Below are 18,820 nucleotides of genomic sequence, written 5' to 3'. Positions count from 1 at the left end.
TAATGGAAAAGGTTGTTTGTATTGGCTGCGGTGTAGCCATTCAGACGGAAGATAAAGATCAATTAGGATATGCGCCGGCAGCATCTCTATTGAAAGAAGATGTGATCTGTCAGCGCTGTTTTAGGTTAAAGAACTACAATGAGATTCAAGATGTTTCTTTAACAGAAGACGACTTTTTAAATATATTGCACAGCATTGGAGAGACAGATTCTCTCATTGTGAAGGTCGTTGATATTTTTGACTTTAACGGAAGCTGGATCAATGGGCTGAGCCGTATTGTCGGCGGTAATCCGATTTTACTTGTCGGTAACAAAGTGGATATTTTACCGAAATCCGTGAAAAAAGATCGTCTAATTCATTGGATGAAACGGGAAGCAAAGGAAAACGGATTAAACCCTATCGATGTTTTCTTAATTAGTGCAAGCAGAGGCCAGGGCGTGCCTGAGGTGATGGAAGCGATTGATCATTATCGCGAGGGAAGAAATGTCTATGTTGTCGGCTGTACGAATGTAGGGAAATCAACATTTATCAATCGAATCATCAAAGAAGTATCTGGAGAAGAGAATGTCATTACTACCTCCCAATATCCAGGTACTACACTTGATGCGATTGAAATTCCGCTTAATGACGGGTCTGCATTATTTGATACGCCGGGCATCATCAACCGCCATCAAATGGCGCACTATGTCAGCAAAAATGACCTGAAGATTTTAACGCCGAAAAAAGAATTGAAACCGAGAACGTTCCAATTAAATGAAGCACAAACGCTTTATTTTGGCGGACTGGCTCGATTTGATTACGTAACAGGCGGCAGAACGTCATTTGTCTGCTATATGCCAAATGAGCTGAACATTCACCGTACAAAGCTGGAGAACGCAGATGATTTATATGAAAAACATGCAGGAGAACTGCTGTCACCGCCATCAAAAGAGGGAATGGAAGATTTCCCGCCGCTTGTTCCGCATACCTTTACCATTGATCAGCCAAAAATGGACATCGTCTTTTCAGGTTTAGGCTGGGTCACTGCAAATGATGCGGGCAAGCAAATCAAAGTTTATGCGCCAAAAGGCGTTCATGTGTTTATGAGACGTTCGTTAATTTAAATGTTCCAAAGGGGGAGAGACCTTGAAACCTTTATACGGAGTAATCGGTAACCCTGTTGGCCACTCAATGTCTCCGGATATTCATAATGCAGCACTAAAGGATGCTGGAATTGATGGACATTATCATGGCTTTCAAGTAGAAAATGATGACCTGAAAGATGCGATTAGCGGCATGAAAGCGTTAGGAATCAGCGGCATTAATGTTACTGTTCCGCACAAGGTAGAAATCATGAAGTACCTTGACAAAATTGATGTAACAGCTGAACGCCTCGGTGCCGTCAATACGGTGCGGCTCGAAGGAGATCAGCTCGTTGGGTACAATACAGATGGAGAAGGCTTTCTTCATTCATTGCTTGAAGCCCTGGATCAGCCGTTATCAGAGCTGTCATTTCTCTTGATTGGTGCTGGCGGAGCGGCAAGAGCGATTTATACGACAATTGCTCAGTATGCACCGAAGAGCTTTGATATTACGAACCGCACCATTGAAAAAGCTGAAGCTTTAATTGAAAGTGCAGAGGGGAAAATCACATCTCATGCAATCACATTAAATACAGCAGAAGAGCAACTTGGGGAATATGATGTCATCATCCATACGACCTCGATCGGCATGTATCCGAATGTTGAAGAAACCCCGATTTCTTTAGCGAACGCAAAAAAAACAGCGGTCGTTTGTGATATTGTGTATAATCCAATAGAAACAAAACTGCTTAGTGAAGCAGCAGGTTTAGGCTTGAAAACAGTAGATGGGGTTGGCATGTTTGTTGGACAAGCAGTAAGAGCCTTTGAACTGTGGACAGGCATTACGCCTGACGCCGGAAAAATGAAGTCAATTGTCATAGAGAAATTAGGAGGAACACCATGTTAAAAGGTAAGCAGAAACGTTTTTTACGTGCACAAGCACATCATTTATCACCTATTTTTCAAGTTGGAAAAGGCGGGGTAAATGACAATATGGTCAAGCAAATTTCCGAGGCGCTTGAAGCAAGAGAACTGTTAAAAGTCAGCGTATTGCAAAATTGTGACGAGGACAAAACAGAAGTTGCGAAAGCACTTGTAAAAGGTGCAAAAGCTGAACTCGTTCAAACGATCGGAAATGTGATTGTCCTTTACAAAGAATCTAAGGAAAATAAACAAATTAAGCTGCCGTAAAGGTGGATGCGATATGAAAAAAATAGGATTGTTCGGCGGTACGTTTGATCCTCCCCATAACGGGCATTTACTGATGGCAAGTGAGGTGCGGACTCAAGTGGGGCTGGATGAAATATGGTTTATCCCAAACCATATGCCTCCTCATAAAGCAGGACGGAAACGAGCAGATAGTCATCACCGGATAAACATGGTGGAGACGGCGATTCTGTCAAATCCGTATTTTCGTCTCGAGCTCATTGAAATGGAGCGGGAGGGTCCGTCTTATACGGTAGATACAGTGGATCTGTTAAAGAAGCGTCATCCAGAAGATCAGTTCTTTTTTATGATAGGAGCGGACATGGTCGAGTATTTGCCAAAATGGCATCGGATCGACGATTTGCTTCAAATGATCACCTTTATTGGGATGAAAAGACCGGGTTACGTTGGAAGTACGGCATATCCGCTTTTATTTGCAGATGTTCCAGCTTTTGATGTATCATCGACATTGATTAGGCAGCGAATAGAGCAGGGAATACCTGTTGATTATTTGATTCCGAAAGCTGTTGAGCGTTATATAAAGGAGCATCATTTATATGAATCGTGAAGAAGCATTGAACTGTGTCAAAGAGCAGTTAACAGAGCATAGATATACACATACACTTGGAGTCATGGAGACAGCCATTTCATTAGCGGAACGGTTCGGTGCAGATGTGAAAAAAGCAGAGATCGCCGCTATTTTTCATGATTATGCGAAATTTAGACCAAAGGAAGAAATGAAGGGGATTATCGAGCAAGAGAAGATGAACCCTTTATTGCTTGAATATTCGCCTGAGCTTTGGCACGCTCCGGTTGGTGCCTATTTGGTCAAAAAAGAAGCTGGAATTGATGATCACGATGTATTAACAGCCATTGAATTTCATACTTCCGGCAGACCAGACATGACTTTACTTGAAAAAGTCATTTATGTCGCAGATTATATTGAACCAGGACGACATTTCCCTGGTGTCGAAGAAGTAAGGGAGTTAGCAGAACATGATCTAGATCGTGCACTGATCCAATCATTAAAAAACACCATCAGTTTTCTAATGAAAAAGAATCAGCCAGTCTTTCCAGATACGCTTGCTACTTACAACTCGCTTGTGCATAAGAACAACTAAGGAGGAATTTTGGATGGATTCATCATCAATTTTAAACGTCGCAGCAGGAGCATGCGATGATAAACGGGCTGAGGATATTATTGCCCTTAATATGCAAGGAATCTCGCTTGTTGCAGATTATTTTCTCATTTGTCACGGGAATTCTGATAAACAAGTGCAAGCCATTGCAAGAGAAGTAAAACATCTTGCAGAGGAAAGCGGAATCGAAGTGAAGAAGATGGAAGGCTTTGATGAAGCAAGATGGGTATTGATTGACCTAGGAGATGTCATTGCCCATGTGTTCCACAAAGAAGAAAGAGGATATTACAATCTAGAAAAGCTTTGGGGAGATGCGCCGAGAGAAACGCTTTCACTTGGCATTAACTCATGATTTATCAAGGGTTTGCAGGTGTGTATGACGAGCTCATGACACATGCGCCTTATGATGAATGGGTTCAGTGGATCCAGCAGTATATGAAGCCGAATGCTGACATCATCGATGTAGGCTGTGGAACTGGAGAGATTTCTCTTCGGTTAGCTGAAAAGGGCCACAAGGTCACAGGAATTGACCTCAGTGAAGAAATGCTGGCCTTCGCGCAGCAAAAAGCCCAGGCGAAAAAGCAGTCGATTCAATTTTTACATCAAGATATGAGAGAGGTTACGGGCTTTGAGCAAGCCTTCCAGGCAGCCGTTATTTGCTGTGATTCCTTGAATTACTTAAAAAACGAAAATGACGTCAAAAAAACCTTTAAAAACATGTTTCAGCTTTTAGAGGCAGATGGGGTGTTACTTTTTGATGTTCATACGCCTTATAAAATGGAAGAGGTATTCCCGGGATCGACTTTTGCAGATCAAGATGAAGAGATTAGCTATATTTGGCAGAGCGATAAAGGGGATGACATGTATTCGGTCATTCATGATTTAAGCTTTTTTGTAAAAGATGGAGACATGTATCAGCGTTATGATGAGACGCATGAACAGCGCACATTTCCATTTGAAACATATTCAGCGTTCCTTGAGTCCGCTGGTTTCGAACAAATAGAAGTGACCGCTGATTTTACAAATGAAGCCCCCGGTGAATTCGCCGAAAGATATTTCATCTCAGCTAAGAAACCAAAAACCATCGTTTAATAGAACGATGGTTTTTTAAAACCCTTTTTTAGCAAGTTGCAAAGATGATTAATTTCTGCGATCATCAGTGAACACACTTGGTGGATATTGATGCGCGACTGCTTCAAGATCTTCATCGAATTTTTCATGAGTGTTTTGAAAGAGACGGTGAAACATATCTTGCACACCTGCTTCAAGTGCTTTAATGCCTTCACCAGTGACCCCGCCTTTCACACATACTTTGTCTTGCAGTGTCGGAAGGGTATAGACTCTTTTTTCAATCAAACGGCCAAGTCCAACCAGCATATCTTCTGCTAAGGTGGTGGCTTCTTCTTTAGAAATATCCGTTTCTTCTACAGCCGCTTCAATCATCTTCTGAACGAGAAAACTGATAAAAGCAGGACCGCAGCTGACAATATCGGAAGCCGCTCTTGTAATCGAATGATGGATCTCGATTGGTGTTGAAATGCACGAAGCTAACTGCCTTAACGCTGTTTTCGTCGCGGCATTGCATGATGAACCAAAAGTTAAAAGTGATGCGCCTGATAATGCGCGGTTTGTAATGCTTGGAATCAGCCTGGCTGTTTGACAAGGAACGATATCCTGAAGCTGTTCAGGATGAACCGGACTTGTAATGATGACAATGGTTTGCTGCTCCGTTAAAAGAGGACTTAGCTCTTTTAAAAGTGGATAAATATCAAGTGGTTTGACACAAACAAAAATGAAATCTTTATTCGTGACAGCCCCTGAAAGCTGTTTCGTTACTTCAAGCTCTGGATGGTTCTTTTTTATATTGAACGCTTTTTCAATGGTTCGGTTTGTAATGGTGATCGATGAGGGATTGACTGCCTTTGATTCAATAAATGCCTCAGTAAGTATGGTACCCATGTTTCCTGTACCGATTAACCCTATATTCAAACGTTCTCCCTCCTTAGACGCATAGGATCTGTTATCTTCTAAACAGTATGTTGAGCGGTAGAAAAATATGATTGAAAGAAGCGTGAGTAAGTGAAACGACTCATATCATTAAAAAAATACAGTCTTTATATTGCAGCTGGGCTCATGGTTGTGATGATCATCAGTTTCTTCTTTTTCACTGGAAAAGGGGAGGGAAGCAGAGAACCAAATGTATTGAAGGGAAATAAAGACATACAAGTCACATTAGAAGACAAACAAGAAAAGACAGAAAAAGAGCCATCGACGATTTTTGTAGAAGTCAAAGGAGCTGTAAGAAAGCCAGGTGTTTATACGTTTCAATCTGATGCTCGGGTAGAAGAAGCAATTCGAAGGGCAGGAGGCTTTACTAGCAAAGCAGACTCGATTGAAATCAACCAAGCAGCAAAATTAGAGGATAGTATGATGATTTATGTTCGGAAGCAGGGGGAAGCGGAAAGAGAGACGCAAACAGCATCAGCTGACGCATCAACGGACGTTGAAAAGAGTGAGGGGGTAAATGTCAATCAGGCCGATGCATCCGAATTGCAAACCATTAACGGCATAGGACCAGCTAAAGCCGAAGCTATTATTACCTATAGAGAGGAACACGGGGATTTTCAACAAATTGAAGACTTGCGGAACATTTCAGGTTTTGGGGAAAAGACGATTGAACGGCTGAAAAGTCAATTGACCGTGAAGTAGAATTGACGGTATAGAAGAAAGGCATGTACACTTAATATCAACCATCATTCTGGAGGGATCAGCTCGTGGAAAGAATTTCATGGAATCAATATTTTATGGCACAAAGCCATTTGCTTGCTTTACGAAGCACCTGTGAGCGGTTAGCTGTTGGGGCGACCATCGTAAGGGACAAGCGCATCATTGCAGGGGGGTATAATGGCTCCATTGCCGGTGATGTTCATTGTGCGGATGTAGGGTGCTATGTCATTGATCATCACTGTGTTCGCACCATCCATGCGGAAATGAATGCTATTTTACAATGTGCCAAATTTGGAGCACCTACAGCTGATGCTGAAATATATGTCACACATTTTCCTTGTTTACAGTGCTGTAAAGCCATCATTCAAGCGGGTATACGGACAGTGTACTATGCAAAGGATTATAAAAATCATCCATATGCCGTTGATTTATTCGAGCAGGCGGGTGTTCAAACGGAGCAAGTTGAATTAGAAGAAATGATCATCGACTTAAAAAATCAAGAAAAATTGGCCTTTGTTGCAGATTTAATTGGGAAGCTGAGTGAATCAGGACTTAGCGAAACAGAAATTCGCGATATGCATGAGAAGGCGAATCAATTATTTACTTCCTATGTTTAAATATTTGCCGTTTGGGGCAATTTCAGCAGCTGTTGGAATTGCTCTGGCTGCATATCATCTTCATATATATTTCCTTCTCTTTCTTCTCATCATATTACTTCTCAGCCTACTGAAAAAAATGCCTCAGCTCTTTTTAATGGCCAGCCTATGCGGGGCTGTCTATATACTTATTTTTATGGTTCATGAGTCTCTTGAAACGGAGCTACCCGTACAAGAAAAATTCCTATCTGATTCCGTTGTGATTGAAAGCATTCCGAAAACAGATGGCAATCGTTTTTCAGCGACTGTATCGACAGACCATGAACGACTAGCCACTTTTTATACAATTCAAACAGAGCGTGAAAAAGAGGCATTAAAAGAGGTAGAACCTGGTATGAGCTGTCACATGACAGGTGATGTTCGCCCAGCAAAACACGCAACCATTCCTAACGGGTTTCAATACGATCAATTTTTAAAAACAAAAGGCATTGACGCTATTTTTCTGCCGCAGTCGATCAAAAACTGTACAAAAAAAGGCGGTTCTTCCTACTATCTTCAAGCGATGAGGCAAAAGGGTTTGACATTTTTAGAGGACCATGTGCCAAAACACTCTGTTGGCATTGTACAGGCACTTATTTTTGGCGATCGTGAGTTGATAGAACCTGACACATTAAGAGATTATCAAATGCTCGGTATTATTCATTTACTAGCGATCTCAGGATTGCATGTGCAAACGCTTCTTGCGTGTTTATTTTGGTGTCTCCTTCGTGTGGGTGTGACAAGAGAGACAGCACGTATTCTTCTATTATGCTTTCTTCCTATTTATGCTTGTTTGACAGGTGCTGCACCATCTGTGTTAAGAGCTTGTCTCATGGCAGGAATCTATTTAGTGATGACTAGTCTGCCAAAAGAATTGAAACAGCCTTCTGCTGTGGTATTAAGTGCAACGTTTTTACTCTTATTAGCGATTCATCCTCTTTATTTATTTGATATCGGATTTCAGCTTTCCTTCGTGGTGACGTTTTTTATTTTGTTATCGACGAGGATTTTATCAAAACCAAAAAGTTCGGTCATGCAATTATTCCTGATTTCCTTTATTGCACAGCTTGCTTCGCTCCCTGTTCTTTTATATCATTTTCATCAATTCTCTTTACTGAGCGTTCCTTTGAACATGATATTTGTTCCTTTTTTTACGACGATCGTCATGCCATTATCCTTACTCTTTTTTCTTTTGACGATCGTTTATCTTCCGCTTGGACAAACATTGTTTCAACTGCTTGATTCGGTGATCCAGCTTAGTCATCAATTGTCAGCCTATATGGCTGATTTTGATGGATTCAACTTGATTTTTATGAAGTCAACTTGGTGGCATATTGTTCTTGAGGTGAGTGCCTTAATTGTTCTGTTAGTTGTGATGGAGTGCAAAACGTCTGTGAAGTCCTATGCTGTGCCGCTCCTTTTTCTCATTGGTGTCTTGAGTGTTCACTATTTCACCCCGAATTTTTTCGAAAAAGGGGAAGTGACGATGCTGGATGTAGGACAGGGGGATAGTTTGTTAATTCAGCTGCCCTATCGAAAGGGGCACCTGCTTGTGGACACGGGAGGCAGACTTTCTTTTGAAGAAGAACCGTGGAAAAAAAGACGAAAAGTGTCTACGATCGGTGATCAAACGCTGATCCCGTTTTTGCATTCTAAAGGAATAGCGAAACTTGATGTCCTTATTCTGACGCATGCGGATCAAGACCATATGGGAGAAGCAGTTCGTTTAATCAAGGGAAATAAAGTAAAGCGGCTGGCCATTCCAAAAGGCTTTGCACGGAGTCCAGAGGATGCGGAGCTGTTAAAAGAAGCAGCTGATCAAGGGATCATGATTGATGAATTAGAGAGAGGAGATCAGCTTCAGATTGGAGAGCAAATATTTGACGTTCTTCATCCGTCTCGTGATCGAGTGACAACTAAGAATAATGATTCACTCGTTTTGACATGTACTCTAGGCGGGAAGCGGTTTATGCTCACTGGAGATCTTGAACAAGAAGGGGAGCGAGACATTATAGAAGCCTTTCCTCATCTGCGGGCAGATATCTTAAAGGTTGGACATCACGGGAGTAAAGGGTCGACAAGCGAAGAATGGCTTCAGCATCTCAAGCCCTCACATGCACTCATTTCAGCAGGTGAACGCAATCGTTATCAGCATCCACATCAGGAAGTCTTGAAAAAATTAAAGGATCAGCAAATGAAGGTGTATCGTACAGATACCGACGGGAGTGTGACGTATGAATTTCTCGATGAGGAAGGAACGTTTTACACTCACCCTCCATATGATATCTTACAAACTCAATAAAAAAACTGCCAAAACGGCAGTCGTGTAACCTTCATGAAGTTAAGATCCAACGAGGTGTATAATAGTTGCCAAAATAAACATTGAGGCGAAAAATCCGAATGTGACGATAAAACCAACGGCTGAGTCGGTCACATCATTCCGCTTGCTTTGAACATTTTTTTCAAATTCATTCATTTTCATCCCTCCTGGCTAATTTTAGTATACTTGAACTCATTTGGAATTGCTAGAAGGTAAAGTAACCGTTTTCCATTTTCATGATCATTTTATGAATATCGTCTGACAGCAGGCTGACCCGGGAGCTTGCGCCGGACGTTTACTATAAATGAGGAGGCGGCACTTTCAGCTTCCTCTTTACTAATGTCTTCACACACTTTAGGATAGAGGAGGAAGTGAAAGAGAGGGATTCAATTGATGGTCTTTGATGTATGGAACAATTTAAAACGAGGGGATATCCATCCCGTTTATTGCTTATATGGGAAAGAAACATATTTACTGCAAGAAACCGCCGCTAAATTGAGACAAGCTGTAGTAGACGAGGAAACGAAAGATTTTAATTACTCCATCTTCGATATGGAAGAGGTGCCGCTTGAACAGGCTGTGACGGATGCAGAAACATTTCCGTTTATGGGAGAACGACGTCTCGTCGTGATCAAGAATCCTTATTTTCTTACAGCTGAGAAGAAAAAGGAAAAGATCGAGCATGAGCTTTCTGTATTAGAAGCTTATTTAGAAAAGCCAGCGCCCTATACCATTCTCGTGTTATTAGCACCGTATGAAAAGCTGGATGAGCGTAAAAAAATCACCAAATTGCTAAAAAAGAAAGCTGCTGTTGTTGAGGCGAAAGAATTAAACCCAAAAGAAACAACTGATTTCACCATCACACTGGTGAAGACAGAAGGAAAGATGATTACATCTGAAGCGGCTGAGCAGCTTGTGATGTTATGCGGCGGAAGTCTATCCTCTCTATTCCAAGAGGTTCGGAAGCTAAGTACATATATTGGAGAGCGGGAAGAAATTGAGTTAGCAGATGTCAATCAGCTCGTTGCAAGAAGCTTGGAGCAAAATATTTTCGAGCTGATTAATCAAATCGTAAACAGACGCCGCTCTGAGGCCATGCAGATGTTTTATGACCTCTTGAAGCAAAATGAGGAACCCATTAAAATATTAGCACTTATTTCAACTCAATTTCGATTGATTTTGCAGACGAAGTATTTCGCTCAGCAAGGATATGGACAAAAACAAATTGCTTCAAATCTAAAAGTCCACCCATTCCGGGTCAAACTTGCCATGGATCAGGCAAGACTGTTTTCAGAAGAAGAGCTCAAGCAGATCGTCAAAGAGCTTTCAACGATTGATTATGAAATGAAAACGGGTAAAAAGGACAAGCAGCTGCTGTTAGAATTGTTCCTGCTTCGATTGTTAGGCGCTTGAACATAAAAAAACGACCTTCTAAAAAGAGGGTCGTTTTTGTTTAGATGTATAATTGCCAGTCTGTCCTTAGGCTCGGCCGGTCAGGACGGACGTACAGTTAAACAGGTGCCTCATTACTGAGGCGTTGCAAGCATTATGCAGAAAGTCCGTTTACTTGTTTAGCAAGTCTTGATTTGTAACGCGCAGCTGCGTTTTTGTGTACAAGACCAGTTTTAACGGCTTTGTCAATGCGTTTTGCAGCAGAAGCAAGAGCAGCTTTTGCTTGCTCAGCATCGTTGTTAGCTACAGAAACTTCAACTTGTTTAATCGCAGTACGCATCGCAGACTTGATTGTTACGTTATGTGCACGGCGTTCGTTATTCGTTTTTGTACGTTTGATCGCTGATTTAATATTTGGCATGTGTTTCACCTCCTAAGATACAACCTAAACACAATTGTCTTAAGGTTAAATCTTCACAATAGAACAAATTGTATTCTATCAAACACACCTTTAGAATGCAATATAAATGTAAAGTATTTTTCATTGATGACGTGCTCGAATGTTTCTTTCAAGAGATGGAAAGACTACTGTTAATTACTTGGTGGAAGGAGTCTTTTTATGGAGAAACAGAAGCTCGATTTAAGCGTTTATCAAATCCGGACAGACCTCGCTGTTGAAACAAAAGAGATACTAGAACAAGAGAACGATCCGAATGTCGTCAAAAAGGACGGGATCCAAGGGATCGTCGAAAAAGAAAAAGATGAGCAAGGCATCCGCATCCGTACTGTAGAAATCACGAAAGAAGGGGAGGAGCTGACCGGCAAAAAGGCAGGGACATACTTGACGTTTGAAGCGCAAGGCATTCGGGAGAAAGACTCTGAGATGCAAGAAAAAGTCGTCCAAGTCTTTGCCCGTCATTTTGCTCAGTTTTTAAAAGACAGAGGCATTCAGGCAGATGCGAGCTGCCTTGTAGTAGGACTGGGAAACTGGAATGTCACACCAGATGCACTAGGTCCTCTCACAGTCGAAAACCTGCTTGTGACCCGTCATCTCTTTGAATTACAGCCGGAAAATGTTCAGGAAGGCTATCGCCCAGTTTCCTCTTTGTCACCAGGTGTGATGGGACTGACCGGTATTGAAACAAGTGACATTATCCAAGGTGTGATTGAGCGGTCTAAACCTGATTTTGTCATTGCTGTCGACGCCCTTGCTGCTCGTGCGGTGGAACGAGTGAATACAACCATTCAAATTTCTGATACAGGTATCCATCCCGGTTCTGGTGTAGGGAATAAGCGAAAAGAATTAAGTAAAGAAACATTGGGCATCCCAGTAATTGCAATTGGCGTTCCGACAGTGGTGGATGCAGTAACGATTGCTAGTGACACAATTGATTATGTCTTAAAGCATTTTGGTAGAGAACTAAAAGATGATAGACCATCCCGCTCTCTTGTGCCGGCTGGTTTGACATTCGGGAAGAAAAAAGTGCTTAACGAAGAAGACTTGCCAGATGAGGAAACACGTCAATCATTCTTAGGCATCGTAGGAACCCTTCCAGAAGAAGAGAAAAGGCAGCTAATCCATGAAGTGCTTGCGCCGCTCGGACAAAATTTAATGGTCACGCCTAAAGAAGTCGATACATTCATTGATGATATGGCAAACGTACTTGCCAACGGATTAAACACAGCGCTTCATCAAAAAATCACTCAAGATAACAAGGGTTCATATAATCATTAATCGGTTCTACTTTCTCTAGCTCGCTCATAGTGTAATTACTAGAAAGCGTGCTGGAGGGAGTAAATCATGAAAAAAAGACCCCGCCGTCCTCGACAGTTGGTCGTTGCGATTAATGGAACGAAAGTAGTCAAAAGTATTTTCTTATTTATTGCCGCTCTTGTTGTGGTGTTTGTGATGTCAGGGGCTTTAACATCTTTAAAACCTGAGCTGAGGCCGCAAGCCTCGTTATATGGTGTAGCAGATGAGCTCTCTGGCGCATTTTTTGCCACATTAATGGGCATGGAAAACCAATATTTCGCCTCAGCAGTTCCAGAAGCTCAAAAAGGATTTCATTTCTCTGGGCTGTCACTGAAGCTTGCAACCAGTATTAATTTAGAAGACCCGCGCAGTTTTCTAGGAAGAGAACTTCCAGGCTTTGAACATTTTGATACAAAAATCATCTTAGCGGGTGAAGGCACAGACTATACCAACATGCCAATGGAATCGCCGCCTCCGAGTGAAGTGATCCAAGATGAAAAAGAAGCAAATTTAGCTGAACTGGACAAGCTCGATGAAGATGGGCCGAAAAAGCCTGCCAAAGAACCGGACCGGTCAACAGGAAAACGAAAAGCTGTGTACATTTATCACACACATAATACGGAATCATATTTACCATTTTTAAAAGGAGAAACGAACCCAAATAATGCACGGCACTCAAAAGTGAATGTTACCCTTGTCGGCGACATGTTTGGAAAGGCACTTGATCAGCAAGGAATCGGCAATACAGTCGACAAAACGGAAATTGAAAAAAGACTCGTGAAAAAAGGATTAAAGTATCCGCAGTCTTATAATGAATCAAGATTGGTCGTGAAAGAAGCCTTAGCGAAAAATGATGACCTCGATTATTTAATTGATATTCACCGGGACTCAAGAAGAAAGAAAGATACGACTGTCGAAATCAAAGGGAAGAAATATGCGAGAATTGCGTTTGTTGTAGGGAAGAAGAATCAAAGCTATGAGAAAAACTTAAAGCTTGCGACAGAGTTCCACCATTTGATGGAGAAAAAATATAAAGGTCTTAGTGTCGGCGTGTTTGCCAAAGGAGAAATTGGCGATAATGGAATCTATAATCAAGATTTATCTGACAAAGCCCTTCTTTTAGAATTTGGCGGAGTAGATAATAATATGGAAGAATTAAGAAATGCATCCAATGCAGCAGCTGATGTATTCAGCGACATTTTCTGGGACGCGGAAAAGGTGGATGGCAAAGCAAAGGGTGAGAAAAAACGCTCTTAAGGTGGTGACGGGTATGGGCTCATTTATTGGAAAAACCATTATTTTAGGATTGGTCTTGCTGTTTGGTGTCTTTTTAGGAATGCAGCAAGCGAATAATGGCATGCTGCAAATGAAGGGCTACCATGATCCGCAATTAAAAGGAGCTTTCTCCATTCAAATGAACGACGATGAAGAAAAGGAAGCTTCTATCTTAGGAACGGCTGTTACAGAAAAGGATCTTGCCGAAAAACAAAAGCAGCTCGAGGAAATAGAAGGCTTTAATGCCTTTTCCAAAGCAGGAAAAGCCCTGTCTGATGGTATGACAAATGCAGCCCGTTCTCTTTATGATTGGGTGAATGGGAAATAAACGAATTTCATGAGATATCACCCTTTTAATCAAAGCCGCTGACCGATAAGCGGCTTTTCTTGATTTCGATTGAATCTTTACAGCCCTATTGATATAATCTAACCTAGCGCAACCCGCGTTTTATAGTAGGAGTGATAGATTGTGACAGATAAAGAAAAACGATTAGAACGGCAATCAAGAATTCGAAATTTCTCCATTATCGCCCATATTGACCATGGGAAATCCACATTGGCGGACCGTATTTTGGAAAAAACAGCGGCGATTACTCAACGGGAAATGAAAGAACAATTACTTGATTCCATGGATTTAGAGCGTGAACGCGGCATAACGATTAAACTAAACTCTGTCCAGCTGAAGTATAAGGCGAAGGATGGAGAAGAATATATCATGCACCTGATTGATACACCAGGGCATGTCGACTTCACCTATGAGGTATCTCGAAGCCTAGCTGCCTGTGAGGGTGCGATTCTCGTAGTAGATGCAGCACAAGGAATTGAAGCACAGACACTTGCGAACGTTTATTTAGCTCTTGATAACAACTTAGAAATTCTTCCGATTATCAATAAAATCGATCTGCCGAGTGCAGAGCCTGAGCGTGTAAGAGAAGAAATTGAAGATGTCATCGGGTTGGATGCGTCTGAAGCTGTTCTCACCTCTGCTAAGGCGGGTATTGGAATCGAGGATATTTTAGAACAAATCGTTGAAAAGGTGCCAGCACCTGCTGGAGATCCAGAAGCACCACTTCAAGCCCTTATTTTTGATTCTCTTTACGATGCGTATCGCGGCGTTATTGCGTACATACGAATTGTTGAAGGAACCGTCAGACCTGGTCAGAAAATTAAAATGATGGCGACGGGGAAAGAATTTGAAGTTCTTGAAGTCGGCGTATTCACACCAAAAGCCATGCCAACAGATGAACTCACAGTTGGAGATGTTGGCTACTTAACCGCTGCGATTAAAAATGTCGGTGATACACGTGTAGGGGATACGATCACAAGTGCGGAAAACCCTGCGAAAGAAGCGCTGCCAGGATACAGAAAGCTAAACCCAATGGTATACTGCGGACTTTATCCGATTGATACAGCGAAATACAACGACTTACGTGAAGCGTTAGAAAAGCTTGAATTAAATGATTCTTCACTTCAATATGAGGCAGAGACATCCCAAGCACTTGGCTTCGGTTTCCGCTGCGGCTTCCTTGGAATGCTTCATATGGAAATCATCCAAGAACGGATTGAACGTGAATTTAAAATTGATCTGATTACGACAGCGCCAAGTGTTATTTATGATGTATATATGACAGATGGAGAAAAAATCGTCGTAGATAACCCGTCCAATCTGCCTGATCCGCAAAAGATTGAGCGAATTGAAGAACCATATGTAAAAGCAACAATGATGGTGCCGAACGATTATGTAGGCTCTGTGATGGAGCTTTGCCAAGGAAAGCGCGGAAATTTCATCGATATGCAGTATCTTGATGCGAACCGTGTGAGCATTGTGTACGAAATTCCTTTGGCAGAGATCGTATACGAATTCTTTGATCAGCTAAAGTCTAACACAAAAGGCTACGCGTCCTTTGATTATGAGCTGATTGGCTATCGTCCATCGACGCTGGTGAAGATGGATATCATGCTGAATGGCGAAAAAATCGATGCCCTTTCCTTTATTGTTCACCGCGATTATGCATATGAACGAGGCAAGATCATTGTAGAAAAGCTAAAAGAACTGATTCCACGCCAGCACTTTGAAGTGCCAGTTCAAGCAGCAATCGGTCAAAAAATCGTTGCTCGTTCCACCATTAAAGCGATGCGTAAAAACGTACTTGCCAAATGTTATGGTGGAGACATTTCCCGGAAAAGAAAGCTTCTTGAGAAGCAAAAAGAAGGGAAAAAGCGCATGAAGCAAGTGGGCTCTGTTGAAGTCCCGCAAGAAGCATTTATGGCCGTGCTGAAGATGGATGACAGCACACCGAAAAAATAACATCCTCAAGGCTGCTTGCTTTACAATGTTCGCCTTGACGTTTATAGTCGATAACAAACAAAGGCGCCGCAGCGATAAACTGCGGCTCTTTACCTGTAAAGAAGGTGTCATCAAATGAAAGCAGCATACATTCACATTCCATTTTGTGAGCACATTTGCCACTATTGTGATTTCAATAAATTTTTCATTAAAACGCAGCCAGTCGATGAATACTTAGCGGCTCTTGAAAAAGAGATGCAGCATACGATCGAACAAAAGGGCGAGCAGGAACTCAAGACGATTTTTATTGGCGGGGGAACCCCGACATCACTGACTGTCAGCCAGCTAGACAAGCTCATGAACAGCATTCACCGTGTATTAAAGCCGACAAAAAACCTGATTGAATTTGCAGTGGAAGCGAACCCAGATGAATTATCACTCGAGAAGCTGCATGTGTTAAAAGAAGCCGGTGTCAATCGGCTGAGTTTTGGTGTTCAAACTTTTGAAGACGATTTGCTCAAAAAAATCGGACGAGTTCATCAAAAAAAGGATGTCCTTACGTCCTTTGAGCGAGCTCGAGCGGTTGGATTTGACAATATTAGCCTCGATCTCATGTTTGGCTTGCCGCATCAAGAAAAGCATCATGTGATGAATTCACTTGAGACGGCTTTCTCGCTGGGTGCAGAGCATTATTCGGTTTACTCACTCATCGTCGAGCCGAAAACCGTTTTTTACAACTTAATGCAAAAAGGAAAACTTCATTTACCGCCGCAAGAACGTGAGGCTGAAATGTATGAGCTTGTGATGGATGAAATGGAGCGCCATGGATTAAAGCAGTACGAAATTAGCAATTACGCTAAACCTGGCTTTGAAAGCCAGCATAACCTGACCTATTGGAGCAATGAAGATTACTTCGGTTTTGGTGCAGGCGCACACGGGTATGTAGATGGCGTCCGAAATGTGAACGCAGGGCCGGTGAAACATTATTTGGAGCTGATTGACCAAACAGGGTTCCCGTATAAGGAAACACATGAGGTCACAAAAGCAGAGCAAATAGAAGAAGAAATGTTTTTAGGTCTTCGAAAGATCGAAGGAGTGAAAAGTGCTGATTTCCAAGCAAAATATGGTACTGCACCAGAAGCACTTTTTCCCACTGTTCTTGAAGAATTAGAAGAAAAAGGCCTCATTGTAAAAGATGACATTGGGATCCGTTTAACAAGAAAAGGAAAATTGTTAGGGAATGAAGTATTTCAAGCGTTTCTCGGTGAGTTATAATTGACATTTTAATTTGAGTTTGGTAATTTTGTTTATACAATTAGCACTCGTTGAAAGAGAGTGCTAACAGGGGTGATGATGATGTTAACAAATCGTCAGCTTTTGATTCTGCAAGTCATCATTAATGACTTTATTCGTTCGGCGCAGCCAGTTGGATCAAGGACTCTTTCTAAAAAAGAAGACATTACATTCAGCTCTGCGACGATTAGAAACGAAATGGCTGATTTGGAGGAACTTGGTTTTATTGAAAAGACCCATTCTTCATCAGGAAGAATTCCTTCCGAAAAAGGATATCGTTATTATGTAGATCATTTGCTCTCTCCGCGAAAACTGTCGTCTAAAGAGCTTGTGCTCATCCAGTCGGCCTTTCAGGAGAAAATTTTTGAGCTGGAAAAGACAGTTCAAAAATCGGCGGAAATTTTATCAGATCTCACAAACTATACATCGATTGTGCTTGGTCCAAAGCTAAGTGAAAATCGATTAAAGCAAATTCAGCTTGTCCCTGTTCAGCCGAACAAAGCAGTGGCAATTATGATTACAGACAGCGGACATGTTGAAAACAAAACCATTACCTTCTCTGAGCATCTCGATGTCTCCGATATTGAGAAGCTGATGAATATTTTAAACAGCCGCCTAGCCGGAGTCCCGATGGATCAGCTGAAGGACAGAATGTATAAAGAAGTTGTGATGCTTCTTCGCACGCATTTAAAAGATTATGATCATATTTTAGATGCGCTCGGCAATACATTTACATCGACTCAAAATGAATCAAAACTTTTCTTTGGCGGGAAGATTAATATGTTGAATCAGCCAGAGTTTCATGACATTGACCGCATTCGTTCACTCATGATGCTTATTGAGCAAAAGAATGATGTCATGCAGCTGTTTCATCCAAATCAGCAAGGAATCACCATTAAAATCGGTTCAGAAAACAATTTGGAAGCGATGGAGAATTGCAGCTTAATCACAGCCACTTATTCGATTGATCAAAAATCACTCGGCTCCATTGCTGTCATCGGTCCAACCCGTATGGATTATGGCAGGGTTGTCAGTCTCTTGCATCATGTATCAAAAGACTTGTCAAACGCACTTTCCAATTTGTATGATGAGTAGGGTGATAAAAGATAGGGGCACAGCCCCTTCGTATTTTTGAATCTTTTGAGGGAGGTGAACACAATGTCAGAAGAAAAACAGACACCTGAGCAAGAAGCAGAGGTTGAAGCACAAGAAGAAGCAGTTCAAGCAAATAATGAGGAAGTAACACATGATGAACAGTCTGCCTTCCAAGAAAAAATCGATGAATTGCAACAGCTTCTAGATGAAAAAGAAAACAAAATTCTGCGTGTTCAAGCAGATTTTGAAAACTATAAACGCCGTGCTCGAACTGAAGTGGAGACCGTGCAAAAATATCGTTCTCAACATGTTGTCAGTGATCTTCTCCCAGCTCTTGATAACTTTGAAAGAGCGCTTGGAATTGATCCAGACAATGAGCAGACGAAAAGTTTGTTAGAAGGAATGCAAATGGTTTACCGCCAGCTGGTAGAAGCGTTGAAAAATGAAGGCGTTGAACCAATTGAAGCTGTCGGCAAAGAGTTCGATCCAAACCTTCATCAAGCCGTCATGCAAGTTGAAGATGAAAATTATGATTCAAATATCGTTGTAGAAGAATTGCAAAAGGGCTATAAACTCAAAGATCGAGTTATTCGTCCATCAATGGTAAAAGTAAATCAATAACTACATAATGGGAGGT

The 18,820-nt window shown here is 41.7% G+C and carries 21 protein-coding genes; 18 read left to right on the top strand and 3 right to left on the bottom strand.

Going from position 1 to position 18,820, the window contains the following annotated elements:
* The first annotated feature begins 2 nt into the window (after window positions 1-2).
* From yqeH to ACN6NB_RS11640, 7 genes are read left to right on the top strand one after another with little or no spacing between them, the layout of a single operon-like run.
* Complete coding sequence (gene yqeH, locus ACN6NB_RS11670; RefSeq protein ID WP_144491391.1) at window positions 3-1,103, top strand: ribosome biogenesis GTPase YqeH; 1,101 nt, start codon at window positions 3-5, stop codon at window positions 1,101-1,103.
* 22 nt (window positions 1,104-1,125) lie between these two features.
* The gene (gene aroE / locus ACN6NB_RS11665) at window positions 1,126-1,968 is read left to right on the top strand and encodes a shikimate dehydrogenase (protein ID WP_039180084.1); all 843 of its coding nucleotides are present in this window, start codon (window positions 1,126-1,128) and stop codon (window positions 1,966-1,968) included.
* Window positions 1,962-2,252, top strand: coding sequence for a ribosome assembly RNA-binding protein YhbY (yhbY, locus tag ACN6NB_RS11660; RefSeq protein WP_008342507.1), 291 nt, complete (start codon window positions 1,962-1,964; stop codon window positions 2,250-2,252). The genes aroE and yhbY overlap by 7 nt, the downstream gene beginning before the upstream one ends.
* A 13-nt stretch (window positions 2,253-2,265) precedes the next feature.
* A complete protein-coding gene (locus tag ACN6NB_RS11655; protein ID WP_144491392.1) occupies window positions 2,266-2,835 on the top strand; it encodes a nicotinate-nucleotide adenylyltransferase in 570 nt (189 codons plus the stop codon).
* Window positions 2,825-3,388 carry a bis(5'-nucleosyl)-tetraphosphatase (symmetrical) YqeK gene (gene yqeK / locus ACN6NB_RS11650; RefSeq protein WP_048238932.1) on the top strand — a complete coding sequence of 188 codons (564 nt, stop codon included), beginning with the start codon at window positions 2,825-2,827 and terminating at the stop codon, window positions 3,386-3,388. The genes ACN6NB_RS11655 and yqeK overlap by 11 nt, the downstream gene beginning before the upstream one ends.
* A 13-nt stretch (window positions 3,389-3,401) precedes the next feature.
* On the top strand, window positions 3,402-3,758 hold the full coding sequence (gene rsfS, locus ACN6NB_RS11645; protein WP_003217467.1) for a ribosome silencing factor: 357 nt from the start codon (window positions 3,402-3,404) through the stop codon (window positions 3,756-3,758).
* Window positions 3,755-4,498, top strand: a complete 744-nt coding sequence (locus ACN6NB_RS11640) for a class I SAM-dependent DNA methyltransferase (RefSeq protein ID WP_144491393.1) — start codon at window positions 3,755-3,757, stop codon at window positions 4,496-4,498. The genes rsfS and ACN6NB_RS11640 overlap by 4 nt, the downstream gene beginning before the upstream one ends.
* Before the next feature lie 48 nt (window positions 4,499-4,546).
* On the opposite strand, the gene comER is transcribed toward ACN6NB_RS11640, so the two are convergent.
* The gene (gene comER, locus ACN6NB_RS11635) at window positions 4,547-5,395 is read right to left on the bottom strand and encodes a late competence protein ComER (protein WP_144491394.1); all 849 of its coding nucleotides are present in this window, start codon (window positions 5,393-5,395) and stop codon (window positions 4,547-4,549) included.
* Between the two features lie 90 nt (window positions 5,396-5,485).
* Here comER and ACN6NB_RS11630 point away from each other — a divergent pair, with 90 nt between their 5' ends.
* From ACN6NB_RS11630 to ACN6NB_RS11620, 3 genes are all read left to right on the top strand, one after another.
* Window positions 5,486-6,115, top strand: a complete 630-nt coding sequence (locus ACN6NB_RS11630; protein WP_144491395.1) for a helix-hairpin-helix domain-containing protein — start codon at window positions 5,486-5,488, stop codon at window positions 6,113-6,115.
* Between the two features lie 65 nt (window positions 6,116-6,180).
* Window positions 6,181-6,750 (top strand): ComE operon protein 2, encoded by a 570-nt coding sequence (locus tag ACN6NB_RS11625; protein ID WP_058839053.1) that lies wholly within the window; start codon window positions 6,181-6,183, stop codon window positions 6,748-6,750.
* Window positions 6,743-9,070 carry a DNA internalization-related competence protein ComEC/Rec2 gene (locus tag ACN6NB_RS11620; protein WP_144491463.1) on the top strand — a complete coding sequence of 776 codons (2,328 nt, stop codon included), beginning with the start codon at window positions 6,743-6,745 and terminating at the stop codon, window positions 9,068-9,070. The genes ACN6NB_RS11625 and ACN6NB_RS11620 overlap by 8 nt, the downstream gene beginning before the upstream one ends.
* A 39-nt stretch (window positions 9,071-9,109) precedes the next feature.
* On the opposite strand, the gene ACN6NB_RS11615 is transcribed toward ACN6NB_RS11620, so the two are convergent.
* A complete protein-coding gene (locus ACN6NB_RS11615) occupies window positions 9,110-9,244 on the bottom strand; it encodes a YqzM family protein (RefSeq protein WP_012010638.1) in 135 nt (44 codons plus the stop codon).
* Between the two features lie 237 nt (window positions 9,245-9,481).
* Between ACN6NB_RS11615 and holA the strand changes: the two genes are divergently transcribed.
* Window positions 9,482-10,501 (top strand): DNA polymerase III subunit delta, encoded by a 1,020-nt coding sequence (holA, locus tag ACN6NB_RS11610; protein ID WP_047201921.1) that lies wholly within the window; start codon window positions 9,482-9,484, stop codon window positions 10,499-10,501.
* A 133-nt stretch (window positions 10,502-10,634) separates the two neighbouring features.
* Here holA and rpsT read toward each other — a convergent pair whose 3' ends face one another.
* Window positions 10,635-10,901, bottom strand: a complete 267-nt coding sequence (gene rpsT / locus ACN6NB_RS11605; RefSeq protein ID WP_024423042.1) for a 30S ribosomal protein S20 — start codon at window positions 10,899-10,901, stop codon at window positions 10,635-10,637.
* Window positions 10,902-11,099: 198 nt separating this feature from the next.
* Between rpsT and gpr the strand changes: the two genes are divergently transcribed.
* The 7 genes from gpr (at window position 11,100) to grpE (ending at window position 18,804) form a co-directional block, all read left to right on the top strand.
* Window positions 11,100-12,215: a GPR endopeptidase gene (gene gpr, locus ACN6NB_RS11600; RefSeq protein WP_047201920.1), complete on the top strand. Its 1,116-nt coding sequence runs from the start codon at window positions 11,100-11,102 to the stop codon at window positions 12,213-12,215.
* A gap of 66 nt (window positions 12,216-12,281) precedes the next feature.
* On the top strand, window positions 12,282-13,490 hold the full coding sequence (locus ACN6NB_RS11595; RefSeq protein ID WP_058839056.1) for a stage II sporulation protein P: 1,209 nt from the start codon (window positions 12,282-12,284) through the stop codon (window positions 13,488-13,490).
* A 13-nt stretch (window positions 13,491-13,503) separates the two neighbouring features.
* Complete coding sequence (locus ACN6NB_RS11590) at window positions 13,504-13,836, top strand: YqxA family protein (RefSeq protein WP_058839057.1); 333 nt, start codon at window positions 13,504-13,506, stop codon at window positions 13,834-13,836.
* Between the two features lie 141 nt (window positions 13,837-13,977).
* The gene (lepA, locus tag ACN6NB_RS11585; protein ID WP_024423038.1) at window positions 13,978-15,816 is read left to right on the top strand and encodes a translation elongation factor 4; all 1,839 of its coding nucleotides are present in this window, start codon (window positions 13,978-13,980) and stop codon (window positions 15,814-15,816) included.
* Between the two features lie 114 nt (window positions 15,817-15,930).
* Entirely contained in the window at window positions 15,931-17,070 is a 1,140-nt protein-coding gene (gene hemW / locus ACN6NB_RS11580) for a radical SAM family heme chaperone HemW (RefSeq protein WP_059374594.1), read from the top strand.
* 81 nt (window positions 17,071-17,151) lie between these two features.
* The gene (gene hrcA / locus ACN6NB_RS11575) at window positions 17,152-18,183 is read left to right on the top strand and encodes a heat-inducible transcriptional repressor HrcA (protein WP_003217350.1); all 1,032 of its coding nucleotides are present in this window, start codon (window positions 17,152-17,154) and stop codon (window positions 18,181-18,183) included.
* Between the two features lie 63 nt (window positions 18,184-18,246).
* Entirely contained in the window at window positions 18,247-18,804 is a 558-nt protein-coding gene (gene grpE, locus ACN6NB_RS11570) for a nucleotide exchange factor GrpE (protein ID WP_144491396.1), read from the top strand.
* The last annotated feature ends 16 nt before the right edge of the window (window positions 18,805-18,820 follow it).

The sequence above is a fragment of the Bacillus sp. 11B20 genome (genome assembly GCF_056098985.1).
The sequence above is the reverse complement of the archived record's forward strand: the minus strand, read 5'-3'. Positions and strand labels throughout refer to the sequence as shown.